At 66.8% G+C, this 14,005-nt stretch carries 15 protein-coding genes; 4 read left to right on the plus strand and 11 right to left on the minus strand.

Annotated elements, in window-relative coordinates; all coding sequences use genetic code 11:
• Together HF886_RS17055 and nadA are read right to left on the minus strand one after the other, a co-directional pair.
• Positions 1 to 1,572 carry an L-aspartate oxidase gene (locus HF886_RS17055; protein ID WP_169652941.1) on the minus strand — a complete coding sequence of 524 codons (1,572 nt, stop codon included), beginning with the start codon at positions 1,570 to 1,572 and terminating at the stop codon, positions 1 to 3.
• Positions 1,569 to 2,600: a quinolinate synthase NadA gene (gene nadA / locus HF886_RS17060; protein ID WP_169620092.1), complete on the minus strand. Its 1,032-nt coding sequence runs from the start codon at positions 2,598 to 2,600 to the stop codon at positions 1,569 to 1,571. Before nadA ends, HF886_RS17055 begins: the two co-directional genes overlap by 4 nt.
• A gap of 84 nt (positions 2,601 to 2,684) precedes the next feature.
• Between nadA and HF886_RS17065 the strand changes: the two genes are divergently transcribed.
• Both HF886_RS17065 and HF886_RS17070 read left to right on the plus strand, forming a co-directional pair.
• On the plus strand, positions 2,685 to 3,395 hold the full coding sequence (locus HF886_RS17065) for an NUDIX hydrolase (protein WP_169652942.1): 711 nt from the start codon (positions 2,685 to 2,687) through the stop codon (positions 3,393 to 3,395).
• 76 nt (positions 3,396 to 3,471) lie between these two features.
• Entirely contained in the window at positions 3,472 to 4,419 is a 948-nt protein-coding gene (locus HF886_RS17070) for an aldo/keto reductase (RefSeq protein ID WP_169652943.1), read from the plus strand.
• Here the strand turns inward: HF886_RS17070 and HF886_RS17075 are convergent.
• Positions 4,330 to 5,736, minus strand: coding sequence for an MFS transporter (locus tag HF886_RS17075; RefSeq protein ID WP_169652944.1), 1,407 nt, complete (start codon positions 5,734 to 5,736; stop codon positions 4,330 to 4,332). The two genes, HF886_RS17070 and HF886_RS17075, sit on opposite strands and share 90 nt — an antisense overlap.
• Before the next feature lie 58 nt (positions 5,737 to 5,794).
• Here HF886_RS17075 and HF886_RS17080 point away from each other — a divergent pair, with 58 nt between their 5' ends.
• On the plus strand, positions 5,795 to 6,178 hold the full coding sequence (locus HF886_RS17080; RefSeq protein ID WP_169652945.1) for a MerR family transcriptional regulator: 384 nt from the start codon (positions 5,795 to 5,797) through the stop codon (positions 6,176 to 6,178).
• Between the two features lie 110 nt (positions 6,179 to 6,288).
• Here HF886_RS17080 and HF886_RS17085 read toward each other — a convergent pair whose 3' ends face one another.
• Both HF886_RS17085 and HF886_RS17090 read right to left on the minus strand, forming a co-directional pair.
• Positions 6,289 to 7,047 (minus strand): MerR family transcriptional regulator, encoded by a 759-nt coding sequence (locus HF886_RS17085; RefSeq protein ID WP_169652946.1) that lies wholly within the window; start codon positions 7,045 to 7,047, stop codon positions 6,289 to 6,291.
• Positions 7,048 to 7,166: 119 nt separating this feature from the next.
• Positions 7,167 to 8,738 carry a bifunctional NAD(P)/FAD-dependent oxidoreductase/class I SAM-dependent methyltransferase gene (locus HF886_RS17090; protein ID WP_169652947.1) on the minus strand — a complete coding sequence of 524 codons (1,572 nt, stop codon included), beginning with the start codon at positions 8,736 to 8,738 and terminating at the stop codon, positions 7,167 to 7,169.
• Between the two features lie 80 nt (positions 8,739 to 8,818).
• Between HF886_RS17090 and HF886_RS17095 the strand changes: the two genes are divergently transcribed.
• Entirely contained in the window at positions 8,819 to 9,382 is a 564-nt protein-coding gene (locus tag HF886_RS17095) for an XRE family transcriptional regulator (RefSeq protein WP_169652948.1), read from the plus strand.
• Positions 9,383 to 9,472: 90 nt separating this feature from the next.
• On the opposite strand, the gene HF886_RS17100 is transcribed toward HF886_RS17095, so the two are convergent.
• The 6 genes from HF886_RS17100 to HF886_RS17125 all read right to left on the minus strand — a co-directional run bounded on the left by HF886_RS17100 (position 9,473) and on the right by HF886_RS17125 (position 13,737).
• Positions 9,473 to 10,480, minus strand: a complete 1,008-nt coding sequence (locus HF886_RS17100) for a DUF3445 domain-containing protein (protein ID WP_169652949.1) — start codon at positions 10,478 to 10,480, stop codon at positions 9,473 to 9,475.
• Positions 10,477 to 11,472, minus strand: coding sequence for a PDR/VanB family oxidoreductase (locus tag HF886_RS17105; RefSeq protein WP_169652950.1), 996 nt, complete (start codon positions 11,470 to 11,472; stop codon positions 10,477 to 10,479). The genes HF886_RS17100 and HF886_RS17105 overlap by 4 nt, the downstream gene beginning before the upstream one ends.
• Positions 11,472 to 11,957: a dimethylamine monooxygenase subunit DmmA family protein gene (locus HF886_RS17110; protein WP_346765395.1), complete on the minus strand. Its 486-nt coding sequence runs from the start codon at positions 11,955 to 11,957 to the stop codon at positions 11,472 to 11,474. The genes HF886_RS17105 and HF886_RS17110 overlap by 1 nt, the downstream gene beginning before the upstream one ends.
• Positions 11,958 to 11,993: 36 nt before the next feature.
• Positions 11,994 to 12,371 carry an ethanolamine utilization protein gene (locus HF886_RS17115; protein ID WP_169652951.1) on the minus strand — a complete coding sequence of 126 codons (378 nt, stop codon included), beginning with the start codon at positions 12,369 to 12,371 and terminating at the stop codon, positions 11,994 to 11,996.
• A gap of 338 nt (positions 12,372 to 12,709) precedes the next feature.
• Positions 12,710 to 13,153, minus strand: coding sequence for a hypothetical protein (locus tag HF886_RS17120; protein ID WP_169652952.1), 444 nt, complete (start codon positions 13,151 to 13,153; stop codon positions 12,710 to 12,712).
• Between the two features lie 179 nt (positions 13,154 to 13,332).
• Entirely contained in the window at positions 13,333 to 13,737 is a 405-nt protein-coding gene (locus HF886_RS17125; RefSeq protein ID WP_169652953.1) for a hypothetical protein, read from the minus strand.
• Positions 13,738 to 14,005: the final 268 nt, after the last annotated feature.

Raw genomic sequence — 14,005 nt, forward strand, 5'->3', positions numbered from 1 at the left:
TCAGTTCGCTCCTGTCAGTTGCGGGGTGGTGACGACGGTGCGGCCATCGGGGCCGAGACGCATTTCGATGCTGTGTGCCCGGCCGGGGTGGGACTCGGGGTGGTCGCTTCGGGTATGACAGCCGCGTGACTCGGTGCGCCGCTCCGCCGCGGCGACGAGTGCCCGCGCCGTGACGGTGAGCGCGGCGTCTTCGAGCAGCGGCAGGTCGATGCACGTGCTGCTCGGGGCCGCGCCGAGCGTGGCCGACGCGGCCGCGAGTCCGTCCGCATCCCGGACGACCGACGCGTGCCGTGTCATCAACCGTTGCAGGACGTCCCGGTCGAGTCGGGGCAGGACGGGCGGCGACGCGTCGGCTGCTTCGACGCGCACACCGGTGCGTTCCACAGCGGCGGCGATGCCGGCACGTTCGCCGAGCACCAGCCCTTCCAGCAGGCTGTTGGACGCGAGACGGTTCGCCCCGTGCAGCCCGGTGCGGGCGACTTCCCCGGCCGCGTACAGCCCCGGAATCCGGGTGCGCCCGTGGATGTCGGTGACGACACCGCCACACGAGTAGTGCGCGGCCGGGGCGACCGGCAGCAGGTCGTGGGCAGGATCGAGTCCCGCGTCGGCGCACAGGGCCGTGATGGTCGGGAACCGCCTCGCGAAATCGCCGAGGTGGCGTGCATCGAGGAAGACGTGATCCTCACCGAGATCGGCGAGGCGCCTCGCGATCGCGCGGGAGACCACGTCACGAGGTGCCAGGTCGCCGAGCGGATGGACACCGCCTGTGACCGATCCGCCCCGCGAATCGACGAGGCGAGCGCCCTCGCCGCGGACCGCCTCGCTGATGAGCGGTCGCCGTCCCATGCCACCTGAGGCGAACAGCACCGTGGGGTGGAACTGAACGAACTCGAGATCGGCGATCCCCGCGCCTGCCGCGAAGGCGAGCGCGATGCCGTCGGCCGTCGCCCCGGGCGGGTTGGTGCTGCACGCATAGAGCTGTCCCAGCCCGCCGGTGGCGAGCAGCACCGCGGGAGCGTGGACGACACCGGCGCCGCGCTCGTCGAACACCAGTACGCCGGTTACGCCGGCGTGGTCGGTGAGGATCCGTGCTGCGGCGGCACCGAACAGCACGGGCAGACCCGCGGCACCGAGCGCACGCTGGATTTCGGCGCCGGTCGCGTCGCCGCCGGCGTGGATGATGCGGCGGATGCTGTGCCCGCCTTCCCGGGTGCGGGCGACGTCACCGTCCCGGCCGGTGTCGAACACCGCGCCGAGGTCGCGCAGTGCGGCGACCGCGTCGGGACCCGCCGACACGATCGATCGCACGGCATCGTCGTCACACAGCCCACCACCGGCGGCGACGGTGTCGGCGACGTGCGCGTCGACGGTGTCACCCTGCGGCGCGACCACGGCGATACCGCCCTGCGCGTACTGGGTGGAGGTGTCGGTGGGCCCACCCTTGCTCACGGTGAGCACCCGCATCCCGCGCCGGGACGCGGCCCGCGCGGCGGTGAGGCCGGCGACCCCACCGCCGATCACGACGAGGTCGGTGTGGTCTTCCCACACCACCGCGCTCGTGCGGGTCGTCACTCGCCGCCACCCGGGTTTCCGATGGCGATCATTCGCTGCACCGACAGGCGGGCACGCTCGGCGACGTCGGGCGCGACGTGCACCTCGTCCTTGCCTTCCTGGAGGCACCGCAGCAGAGCGGCAGGGGTGATCATCTTCATGTACGGGCAGGAGGCGCGATCGTTGACGGCCTGGAAGTCGATGCCCGGCGCGGCCTTACGGAGTTGGTGCAGCATCCCGACCTCGGTGGCGACGAGAACCTGCTTCGCGCCGGTTTCACGGGCGGCGTCGATCATGCCGCCGGTCGACAGGATCTTGACCTTGTCGTCGGGGACGAATCCCTCTCCCGCGAGGTAGAGCGCCGACGTCGCGCAACCGCACTCGGGGTGAACGAAGAGGTCGGCGTCGGGATGTGCCTTGGCCTTGGCGGTGAGTTCGTCACCGTTGATCCCCGCGTGTACGTGGCACTCACCGGCCCAGATGTGGATGTTCTCGCGCCCGGTGACGCGCTTGACGTGCGCGCCGAGGAACTGGTCGGGCAGGAACAGCACTTCGCGGTCCGGGTCGATCGACGCGACCACGTCGACCGCGTTGGACGACGTGCAGCAGATGTCGGTCAGGCCTTTGACCTCGGCGGTCGTGTTGACGTAGGAGACGACCACCGCGTCGGGGTGTTCGGCCTTCCACTCGCGGAGCTGGTCGGCGTTGATGGAGTCGGCCAGCGAGCAACCCGCGCGTTCGTCGGGGATCAGGACGGTCTTGTCCGGGCTGAGGATCTTCGCGGTCTCCGCCATGAAGTGGACGCCGCAGAAGACGATGGTGCCTTCTTCGGCCTCCGCCGCGATGCGCGAGAGGGCGAGAGAGTCGCCGACGTGGTCTGCGACGTCCTGGATCGCGGGCAGCTGATAGTTGTGCGCCAGCACCGTCGCGTTGCGCGCTCGGGCGAGCCGGCGGACCTCGTCGGCCCATTCCGGTGTTGCCTCGATGCCCGTGTAACCACCGGGGCCGTCGACGATGGCGGCGGCTCCCGCCCACTCGGTCGTGGTCATGGCCTTGCTCCTTCGGGAAGGGGATTCCGGGCGGGCTGCGCTCGGATTTCCGCTTTCAGGGGTTTTCGACTTAGAATCGAAAACATGCCACATAGTAACACTCGTCACGAAGTGCTCATCGTGGTGTTCCAGGTTCGCACCTTCCCGCCCTCGTCACGGAACCCGGGCGGCGACCCCGAACTCGGGGTCCTGCTGTGGCAACGCGCCCTCGATCCCGAAGCCGGAACGTGGTCGCTGCCGGGAGGCACGCTCCGCGACGACGAGGACCTCACCTCGTCCGCGCGTCGCCAACTGGCCGAGAAGGTGGATGTGCGCGAGGTCGCCCATCTCGAGCAGTTGTCGGTGTACTCCGATCCCCACCGGGTGCCCGGCGAACGCACCATCGCGTCGACGTATCTGGGCCTGGTGCCGATCACGTCCGACCCGCAACTACCGGCGGACACGTCGTGGCATCCCGTCTCGCAACTGCCCGCGATGTCGTTCGATCACGGACGGATGGTCGGCAACGCGAGAACCCGCCTCGCGGCGAAGCTCTCCTACACCAACATTGCCTACGGGCTCGCGCCCGCAGAGTTCTCCATGTCGACGTTGCGCGACATCTACTGCGCCGCACTGGGATACCAGGTGGATGCGACGAACCTGCAGCGCGTACTGGCTCGGCGCCGCGTGCTCACGGCGACCGGAAACACCGCACCGCCCGGGCCGGCCGGTGGCCGTCCGCCCGCGCTGTACCGATTCACTGAATCCCGGCTGCGCGTCACCGACGAATTCGCCGCGTTGCGCCCGCCCAGCTGACGACCCGACCGAACACGGGTACGGCGAAGTGTGGTTAGGGTGCGCACGTACTCGACATCGGCTATCCAGGAGCATCGTGACCACGATCGGCAATTCCCGGCTCGACATCTTCCCTCTCGCCCTCGGCGGCAACACCTTCGGCTGGACAGCCGACGAAACCGCATCCTTCGAGATCCTCGACGCGTTTCGCGCCGCGGGAGGCAACCTCATCGATACCGCGGACTCCTACTCCGCCTTCGCGCCCGGCAACTCGGGTGGCGAATCCGAGACGATCCTCGGCAACTGGGCGGCAGCGCGCGGCAATCGCGACGAGGTGATGATCGCAACCAAGGTCGGGCACCATCCCGAACACCCCGGCCTCGCCCCCGCGAACGTCCGCGCCGCCGCCGACGCCTCCCTGAAGCGGTTGCAGTCCGACCACATCGACTTGTACTTCGCGCATTCCGACGACCCCGACACGCCGCTCGCCGAGACCGTGGCCGCGTTCGACGACCTCGTCCGCGACGGCAAGGTGCGCTACGTGGGCCTGTCCAACTTCTCCCCCGCCCGGGTCTCCGAATGGCTCGAGATCGCGGACACGCACGGGTTCGACGCTCCCGTATCACTGCAACCGCACTACAACCTCGTCCACCGGGCGGAGTACGAGACCAGCTACGCCCCGATCGCTCTCGAACACAACTTGGGTGTGCTGCCGTACTACTCCCTCGCTTCGGGGTTCCTGACCGGCAAATACCGGTCGCAGGACGATTTCACCGGCCGGGTGCGCGAGCGGATGGCCTCGCGCTACCTCACCGATGCCGGTCTCGCCGTGGTCGACGCACTCGGTGAGATCGCGACCGCCCACGCGGTCGAGATCTCCACGGTCGCGCTGGCCTGGCTGCTCACCCGCCCCGGGGTCGTCGCCCCGCTCGCCAGTGTCAGCGGGATCGAGCAGTTACCCGCACTGCTCGACGCCACACGTCTCACGCTCACCGACCTCGAACGCGACCGCCTCACCGCGCTGTCGAACGCCGTCGGAGCGTAGGGAATCCGGCACCGGGGTGGTGGTGGACGCGGTGCCCACCACCACCTCGTCGGCTACCGCGGAGTTCGGGGTGGACGTATCTCCCTCGGTCGGCTCGCCGACCCGCCCGAGAAGCAGCAGACCCGTCGTGCCGACGGCTGTCACGGCCATCGCGACCGGTGCCAACGCACCGGTACCCGAACCGGCCACCAGGCTTCCGAGTGCAGCCCCCGCGGCGACGCCGAGGTTGAGGAGCGTGATCACCACCGCTCCCGCGAGGGAACGGAACTGCGCGGACGCGAGCCGGACGACGCGGACTTGGAATACGGGTGGAAGCAACCCGATGGCAGTTCCCCACACCACGATCGCGGTCACGAATACCGCGGGCGTCGTGGGTGCGATCGTCACCAGAGCGAACGCGGCGAGCATCGCCAGGGCAACCGCGGGCAGGGTCGCTCTCGGCCAGCGATCCGAGAGCCAGGCCGACAGCACCAAACCGACCGCCCCGGCCGTGCCGAACAGTGCCAGGAACCACGCGAGCGCAGTGGGTTCGTACTGCGCGACATCGGTGACCACCAGCGAGACGTAGGTGAAGACCACGAAGTGTCCGACCAGCACGAGCGCCCCGGCCACTGCGGTCCCGACGGAGGGGATCGCACTGCGATCCCATCGCGCCGCCGAGGCACGATCGGCTGTTCCCACCGACTCGCCGGTATCGGCGAGGAGCGGCACGAGGGCGACGGCGATGACGGCGAGAACCACCGACGCTCCCGCGAATATCGCACGCCACCCGACCACGTCCGCGAGCGCGGTTCCGAGGGGCAGCCCGACGAAACCGGCGATCGTGGGCCCGGCGAGCACGATGGCCATCGCACGGCCGATGCGCTCGGGTGCCACGATGTCGGCGACATACACGACGATCACCGCCACCAACACACCGTGTCCGGCTGCAGCGATCACTCGCCCGAGCAAAGCCGTCTCGAAGGTCGGCGCGAATGCCGTGGCCGCCCCCGCCGCCGCGACCACACCGAGGGCTGCGGGGATCAGCCGCGCCCGGCGGGCCTTTCTGGTGACCCGGACGAGTGGGATACCGGTGACCACGATCGTGAGTGCCCACGCCGTGACCAACATTCCCACCACGGCCGGATCGACCCCCAGACCGCGCCCGATCTGCGGGAGAAGCCCCGAAGGAAGCATCTCCATCGTCACCGTTGCGAACGCTGCGCAGGCCAATGCGATCAATTTCGGCCACGGCAGTGCGGCAGCGTTCGGTGGGATCCCCGCGGTGGATTCGTTCGTCGTGCTTTCGGATGTGTTCGATCCGTCGATATCGGTCATCGCCCGACGCTAAACTTTGACATCAGTGTCAAGGTCAAGCCCGAAATCGAGGGAACCTATGCGGATCGGCGACCTGTCCCGTCACACCGGACTCAGCTCCCGGATGTTGCGCTACTACGAGCAGGAGGGTCTGCTCCACCCGACGAGGGGCGCGAACGGCTACCGCGAGTACACAGAGGATGACGTCGATCGCGCGAAGTGGATTCGCGACCTCGTCACGTCCGGTGTACCTACTCGTCTGATCTCGATCGTCATCGACCAACGCGACGACCGGGAAGGCAGATGGACGAGCAACTGCGATCGAGTGTTCGCCGAGCGGCTGAGCACCGAAATCGAGGACCTCGACCGCCAGATCGCCTGCTTCACCCGCAGTCGGCATGCACTCGACGAGCTGTTGCGCATCACTCGGTCGGAGATTCGGTCCGCGCAGGTAGATGCCTGAGCAGTCCTGATCGCTGCACCGGATTCGGGAGCGGAGAGCGAACGCTACTTCACAGCTGCCGGTACCCCCGAGCCGGTCGGCTCAGGGGTGCCGGGTCAGGGCGACGGTTGCTAGTCGCCGAGCCTCTCGTCTGCGTAGACGACCATCGCGTCTCGCTGGTACTCGGCCAGGCCCTCGGCGATCTTCTCGTAGTTCGCCTTGAACCGCTCGTCGTCCACGTACATCTGCCCCAGGCACTTGTACGCGTCCCTGTTCGGCGTCCACATGCGGCATATGCCCTGGTACTGCGTGTGGATTTCCGCTTGCACGGCCGCGTCTCCGACCTGGGTTCCGGCGGCCATGAACTCCGCCATACGGATCATCGCCGCGGTGACCTCACGCTGCATACTCCCGACGTCGTCGGTGGTCAGCGTGGCGGTCTTGCGCCGAGACTGCTCGAACTCCTCCGGCCAGCGCTCGCGGGCCTCGTCGTCGTACTGCTTGTAATCGAAGCCCTCGAACAAGTTCTCCGGGCGGTTGATCTTTCCGGTCATTGCCGTTGTCCCTTCGATTTCGGCGATGGTGCGCGCCACCGTGTCGGCCATCCGTGCCAGTCGGTTCCGTTCCGTCAGCAGGCGGTCGTGCTGCCGTTTGAGGGCGGCGAGCGTGTCCGGCTCGGAATCGACCGCTTGTGCGATCTCGGCGAGGCTCAGACCGAGTTCACGCAGTACGAGAATCTGCTGCAGGCGCAGCAGTTGCTCCTCCTCGTAGTAGCGGTAGCCGTTGGCGCCCACATAGGCGGGCTCGAGCAGTCCGATGTCGTCGTAATGCCGAAGAGCGCGGGCAGTGACTCCCGACATCCTCGCCACATCCGCGATCGACCAGCTCATATCCGTTCCCATCGTTCCGCGAGACCGGTCGGTCCGGTCTCGGCTCCGACCGTAGAAGTTGCCGTAGCGAGAAGGTCAAGCGAAAAAGCATGCACTCTCCACGTCACACCGCTGCGAACTCAGCCGAGGCGTCGCGCGCGCAGCACCGAGTCGCGGACGGTGATCTCCTCGCCGGTGTGCGGGTGGGTGGCCGTGCGGGACCGGGCCTCGCAGAGTTCGATCTCCCACTTGCCGTCCTCGAGCGCCGGCACGAGCGATTCGGGAGTGAAGAGGAACGAGTGGTGGCCGTGCCGGAGCCCGGTGGCCATGTCGTCGGGATGGTGGCCCACCACAAGCAGGGTGCCGCCCGGGGCGACCGCGGAGCCGAGGCGCCGGGTGAGGTCGACCATTCCGCCGTCGGGCAGGTGCATGAACTGCGACGAGACCAGGTCCCAGCGCTCCTCACCGGGTTCCCAACTGCGGATGTCTGCCTGGCGAGTCGTGACGCGGTTCCCGACTCCGGCCTGGGCTGCGTGCGCGGCGGTCTTGTCCAATGCCGCGACGGCGAAGTCGAGGGCGGTCACCGACCAGCCGCGGCCGGCCAGCCAGATCGCGTCGGCACCCTCGCCGCAGCCCACGTCGAGTGCCCGCCCGGGTGCGAGGGCGGATGCCTCGGCCTCGAGTTGCGGGTTGACGTTTCCGCTCCAGACGCGATCCCCGGAGTAGCGATCCTCCCACGCGGGTTGCTCGAACATCTCGGCCCTGCGCTCGGCGACCGCACGGTCGGCGTCCTCGGCAGCCAGGTCCGCATTGATGAAGGCGCCCACCCGATTTCCGTGTGCGGCCGAGCCGATCAGGGTCATGCTGATGTCGGTCGCGTTGCCGGCTACGTAGAGACCGGGAACAGTGGTTGCTCCCATCGCGTCGACCGGGATCACGGTGCCCATCGGCACCCCACCGAACTCGACCTCTTGCGGCTCCAGTCCCAGAGGCGCGAGGAACTCGAGATGTACCTGCGGCCGCGCCCCGACCACGATCGCCTCCCGTTCGAGGACCGAACCGTCGGCGAGCCGCAACCCCACCAGTCGATCACCATCGGTGACGACCTCCTTCGGAGTGCCGTGCTCGATCCGCACACCGATGGCGGCCATCCGTTCCACATCGTCGTGCGGCAGTTCCACCCCGTCGGCGACGACGATCACGACGTCGTCGGTCAGTTGACGGAAGAGCAGACCCTGATGTCCTGCCATAGGGGTAGTCGCCAGCACCGCAATCGCTCGATCGCGCACCTCCCAGCCATGGCAGTAGGGGCAGTGCAGCACGTCGCGGCCCCATCGTGCTGCCAGTCCGGGAACGTCGGGCAACTCGTCAACCGCGCCGGTCGCGATCAGCACGCGCCGGGCTGTCACCTCGCGTCCGTTTCCGGTGCCCACGGCAAAGCCGTGCTCTGTTCGGGTCACGGCTTGCACCCGATCGCCGGTGACTTCGACGCCGTACGCTTCCACCTCGGCTCTGCCGTCGGCCAGCAGGTCGAACGGAGCGACGCCTTCCCGGCCGAGGTAGTTGTGCGCATGCTCGGCGGGGGCATTGCGGGGTTCTCCGGCGTCGATCACCAGCACCCGGCGACGGGACCGGCCCAGCGCCATCGCGCCGCTCAGGCCGGCAGCGCCGCCGCCGATGATCACCACATCGAAGTTCTCGTTATCCGTCATGTTCCCAGGGTGCAGACCCGAAACCGGAATTGGCAAACATTCTTGCCGAGTCAGCAAAGCAGTCGGGCATACTGGATGCCATGGAAGACGAAGACGTGCTGAAGGGCGTGGGCCCGAGACTTCGACAGCTCAGGCTCGAGCGGGAGGCCACCCTCGGCGACCTCGCCGCGGAGACCGGCATCTCCGTCAGCACCCTGTCCCGGCTGGAATCGGGACAGCGCAGGCCCACCCTCGAACTTCTGCTGCCGCTGGCCCGCGCCTACCGCGTCGCACTCGACGAACTCGTCGACGCCCCGGAAACCGGCGACCCCAGAATCCGGCCGAAGGCGGTGACCCGGCACGGCCGGACCTTCCTCTCGCTGACCCGGCGTCCCGGCGGCCTTCAGTCCTTCAAGATGGTGCTTCCCACGGTCGACGACGTGACTCAGCCGACGTTGCAGACGCACGAGGGCTACGAGTGGCTCTACGTCCTCAGCGGGCGGCTGCGTCTGATCCTCGGTAGCCGCGACATGGTGCTCTCACCGGGAGAGGTCGTCGAATTCGATACCCGCACGCCACACTGGATCGGCAATCCCGGGCCCGCCGCATGCGAGGCATTGGCGATCTTCGGTCCCCAGGGCGAACGGATGCACGTGCGTTCGTGAACCTGTTGTGGACTCGGTGATGTAGGGCGCTATCGCGTCCGGCGCGGTTCCGGCGATCATCACTCGGTCGTCGAACGAATCCGGAGATTCTCACGGCTGCACCCCCGCGTACTCCGTCAGCCAGCGCATGCCCGGACCCCGGGTACGCGCGATGCCCTTGTACTCGGCCATGTCCTCGGGCAGTTCCTCGAGCACCCGGTACAGGCGATCGGCCCATTCGGGTACCAGGGCAATGTCCTCGAGCGGGAGCAGGTGCGTGCGGATCAGGAACATGATCGTCCCCGACACCCCGAGCCGGACGAGGTGCTGCACCTCCACACGGAGGTGCAGCCTGCGTCCCACTTCGCCGAGTGGTCCCTCACCGAGCGTGCGACGGTCGTGACCCCACACCGGGTACGTCTCGGTGGACTGGTCCAGCCGCCGATCCACGCTCAGCGACCAGTTCGTGCGTCGATACCGTTGTCCTGCTTCGAGTTTCATGAGGAACTGTTGTGCGCGGGGAATCACGCCTTCGGTGTGAACGCGCGGAACCGGCCCGTGAATCTGCAGGAAACTCATGCCGACGTCGAAACGCAGCGACCAGTCGGCGGCGAACGTCACCAAACCGGCGTCGCCCCACAACTCGCCGTTCCGTTGATCGAGCAGCACGACATCTTCCTGGATGTGCCGGCCGACGTAGCGCAACGGCGGCTCCGGAAGAGTGGTGCGTTCACCGAAGACAAAGGCCTGCTCGACGTCGAGCGCCCGATTGCACCAGCGCCACAGCTTGCCGTCGCGTACGAGGGAGAACGTCTGGGGGTATGCCTCCTCGAGCATCTTCATCAGCGTGAGCATCGCGTCCCACTGTGCGATCTCCATGTGCGGTAACGACTGGAACCGCGTCGGGTCCGTGTCGAGGATGCGGTCGCGTTCGGCGAGGTCGTCGAGGTAGAAGCCGTCGACGTCGACGGGGTGCTCCCCCCACCGTCCCGCCGGCGTGGTCACCGGAATTCCGGCCGGTTCGACGTTGGTGCTGTACCGGTAGGTGTCTCGTGGAAATGGGAAGGGGAACCGCACAATCCGCTCCGGAAGAATCCCGCGGTCTGCTATCGCGCTCACAGGTCCAGCTCCAATCGCTCACCGCGAGCGCGGGAAACACACGGCATCATGCAGTCGCCGACGGCCTTCTCGGCTTCGCTCAGGTACATGTCACGGTGGTCGACCCCGCCGCCCCTCACCGGTAGACGGCACTCGCCGCACACTCCCTGACGGCAGAGGCTGGGCACCGCCAGTCCTTCCGATTCGAGAGCTTCGAGGAGGCTGACTCCCGAATCGACGGTGACGTCCACACCGGTGCGGCCCAAATGGGCGGTGAACGGGTTTCCGGGGTCGAGATCGCCGACACCGAAGTGTTCGTAGTGCACGCGCGCGTCTGGCCACCCGTCTTGGCGAGCCCTGCCGGTGAGCGCGTCGATCAGGCCGGGCGGGCCGCACACGTACAGGTGGGTGCCGAGCGGCTGGTCGAGCAACGCCGGTTCCATGTGCGCCCAGAAACTCTCCGGCGTGTTGTAGATATGCAACCGGTCACGGCAGAGTTCGCGCAGGTCCTCGAGGTACGGCCCGTCGCCCTCGCGGAAGATGTAGTGCACCTCGAAGGACCGTCCCCATTTTCGCGCGGCACGCACGTGCGACAGGATCGGTGTCACACCGATACCGCCCGCGACGAGCACGTGGTGGCGCGCGGTGAGGACCGGGGCGAAAGCGCTGCGGGGCATCCCCGCCCGCACCACTTGCCCGACCCCGAGTTCGTGGACCCATCGAGATCCGCCCCGGCCGTGCTCGTCGAGGCGCACAGAAATCGAATAGTGGTCGGGTTCGAACTCGGGACCCGTGAGCGAATACGCGTTGCGGCGTGGACGCCCGTCGACGCCGGTGCCGCACGAGAGCACCAGGTGGCTGCCTGGCGTGAACGATGGAAGCGTGCGTCCCGCGGCGTCGGCGCAGCGCACGTGCCGGACCCCCTGCGTAAGCGGTACGACCTCGGCAACGGTGAGCACGAGGCTCGTCTCGTCGACCGAGGATCGGACGTCGGTCCCTGCTGCCAGTGTCATCAACGCTCCTCCGCATCGAACATGTAACCCAGATAAGCGCCGTGATGACGCGACACATGGTGATAGACAACCAGTTCCACCGTGCAGGTCGGGCAGGCGGTGACCTGTCCGATCCCGACCGAGGCGAGGTGGGTGGAGTGGCAATGCGCGCAATAGACGGTGCGTGCTTCGCTGCCGATCGTGATCGGCAGGATCTCGTCATCGAGCAATCCCGCAGCTACAGCCTCCGCGCGGGCGGAAAGCACCGGCGCTTCTCCACCGACGAGCACGAGTCGGAATCCCACGCGCGCCGCCGAGAGCCGGCGGCGGAGTGTGTCCGCCGACGCGCCGTTCCAGTTCGTCGCAAGCCGTAACCAGTCCACTCGGCGACCAGGGAAGGCGGGCAGAACTTTTCGCGCATGCTCGGTTGCAGCGTCACCGAAGGAAAGGATGGTCACGGCCCGCCCGCCTTCGGCGATGTGCTGCTCCTCGTGCCAGCGCGGCACGCTCGTGGTTTCCATACACACGCTCATGACGTATCCCTACGGCGCGAAGGTGCGTTGGCCGACATAGAAGGCGAGCGCGCCTTCCGGGGTTGTGAAGCGGATCCGGGAACCCTTCGGGAAGAAGATCGCGTCCCTGGCGCGTGCGGTGGCCACCTGGCCGGTGTCGAGGTTCTCGAGCCGGAACTCTCCTTCCAGCACGACCTTCATCTCGTCGTATTCGTACAGGTAGTCGAGCGGTGCATCGGTGGGCTGCAGGGCGAAGTAACCGGCGGCCATGTCCGACCCTCCGGGGTTCGGGTAGACGTCGTCGATGTATCCCTGTGTGCCGGGAAACTCGTCGGTGGACATCTGCGGCAGCGACTTCCAGAAATCTGCTGTAACCAGGAAAGTTGGCACGATGCGTGTTTCGACCATGAGGAGTCCTTCGAACGAGGCCGGTGATCCGGCCGTGTCGGGGGAAGCGCGCCGATCGCTGGCGTGAAACACACGATAGTGGCAAGAAACGCGATGGCGGTTTCATCATGGTTAACTCGTGTAACCGACTCCTTCCCTATCGATCCCACAGCGAGACCGGCACTGCCACCTCCTCAGCCGATTGCGCCGCCCTCACCGCATGCCGCGAATAAGGCCACCGATGAGTGCCGGGGCACCCCCCGACGATGAGTGGGGTGTGTCGACGGCGACTGGCGGTTGACCCGTGGCGGCGAATGAAAACTGACCCCGGCGTGCCGCTTCCGATGCTCGGCGACGAGTCACGGTAGAAGTTGCAGAGGGCCGGGGCCGTTCCGTCGAAGGTTCACCAGTTGAGCGAGGCTGGTCACGAGCACCGCCAGGAACCCGGCAGGCCAGAAGAAACCGAACAGATCGAGCAAGGTCGGCTTCCATGAGAAGACGAGAGCGAAAACCCCCACGGCTGGAAAAACGAAAAATGCGGCCGTGGTCAGCCGGGCAACACGCTGGCGCGGCATGAACACAGGTATCAGGCACACGAAAACCGGCAGCGCAAGCACAGGCACGATCACATTCCCGAAGTAACTTTGGATCGAAGCGTTGCAGACCTCACGATTCGGGACTTCCGGCGAGTACATGTCCAACTCGCAATCCGTAATCTGCAGCATCGGGCCGGTAGCTGCACCGATTCCGAGCAGCACAACTATGGCGGCCATGAGAATCCAGCCCACACGGATCGCGATCATCGAGAGATCATGCAGCATCTGAATCGTTGACGCCCGCACCCGATCAGCAGTGTCCCCGGTCGAAGTACAAGGCAGACTGCCTGTCATCTAAGGCGCGGGCAGCCGTTACGTCGACAACGCCGGGATCGGACCCCCGCGATGGTTGTGATCATGGCTGCGCCGATGCGGGTGCGGAACGCTCACCACACGTCGATCACGCCGCGGCACGTGTTGGTCGGGATGCTCCACAACGGAAGGCTGTTGACTGCACGGAACGTGAATTCGACCCGGCCAGGTCCCGTGCCCAAGAAGAAAGTCGCCGTACCGGCAGGGACAGTGGAGCGGATCGATGTGTTTTCCGTTCCCCGGGCGCCGGTGTCGGTGTTGTGCCAGTCGAGGCGGATATCCGTGTTGTAACCGCCCGCGAGGAACCAGAAGGACGATGCCGTCCCGAGGGTCACGACGACACTCCCCGACACCCGTTGGTCGACGGTGACGCTGGTCTGTACGTACGGCTGATCGAGAATGTAGGGACTCAGGCTGAAACAAGGCTGAGTAAGCGGCACTTTCGTTTCCCCTGCCGCCGTGCCGGTTCCCGTCGTCACTCCTGCTATTACAGCCGCGGCCGCGAATCCAGCTGCGACGATGCGTCGACGGATCGGAGTAGACATGAATTCTCACCCTTCGTGGGGGACTTCGGTCGGGCGGAGTCCATCACGCTGCCGGCCGCAGAATTTCGTTCTCGGAGAAGATCACAAACTACGAACCGAGGATCGCGTGCGTCTCCCACTCGATCGGGACTGCCCCCGGTTTGGTTGACATCTGATCTGTGAGGATCACTCCTCACGATGGAAGGATGTTTCCCATGCCGAA

The organism is Rhodococcus sp. 105337, from assembly GCF_012844225.1.
Classification (GTDB): domain Bacteria; phylum Actinomycetota; class Actinomycetes; order Mycobacteriales; family Mycobacteriaceae; genus Rhodococcus.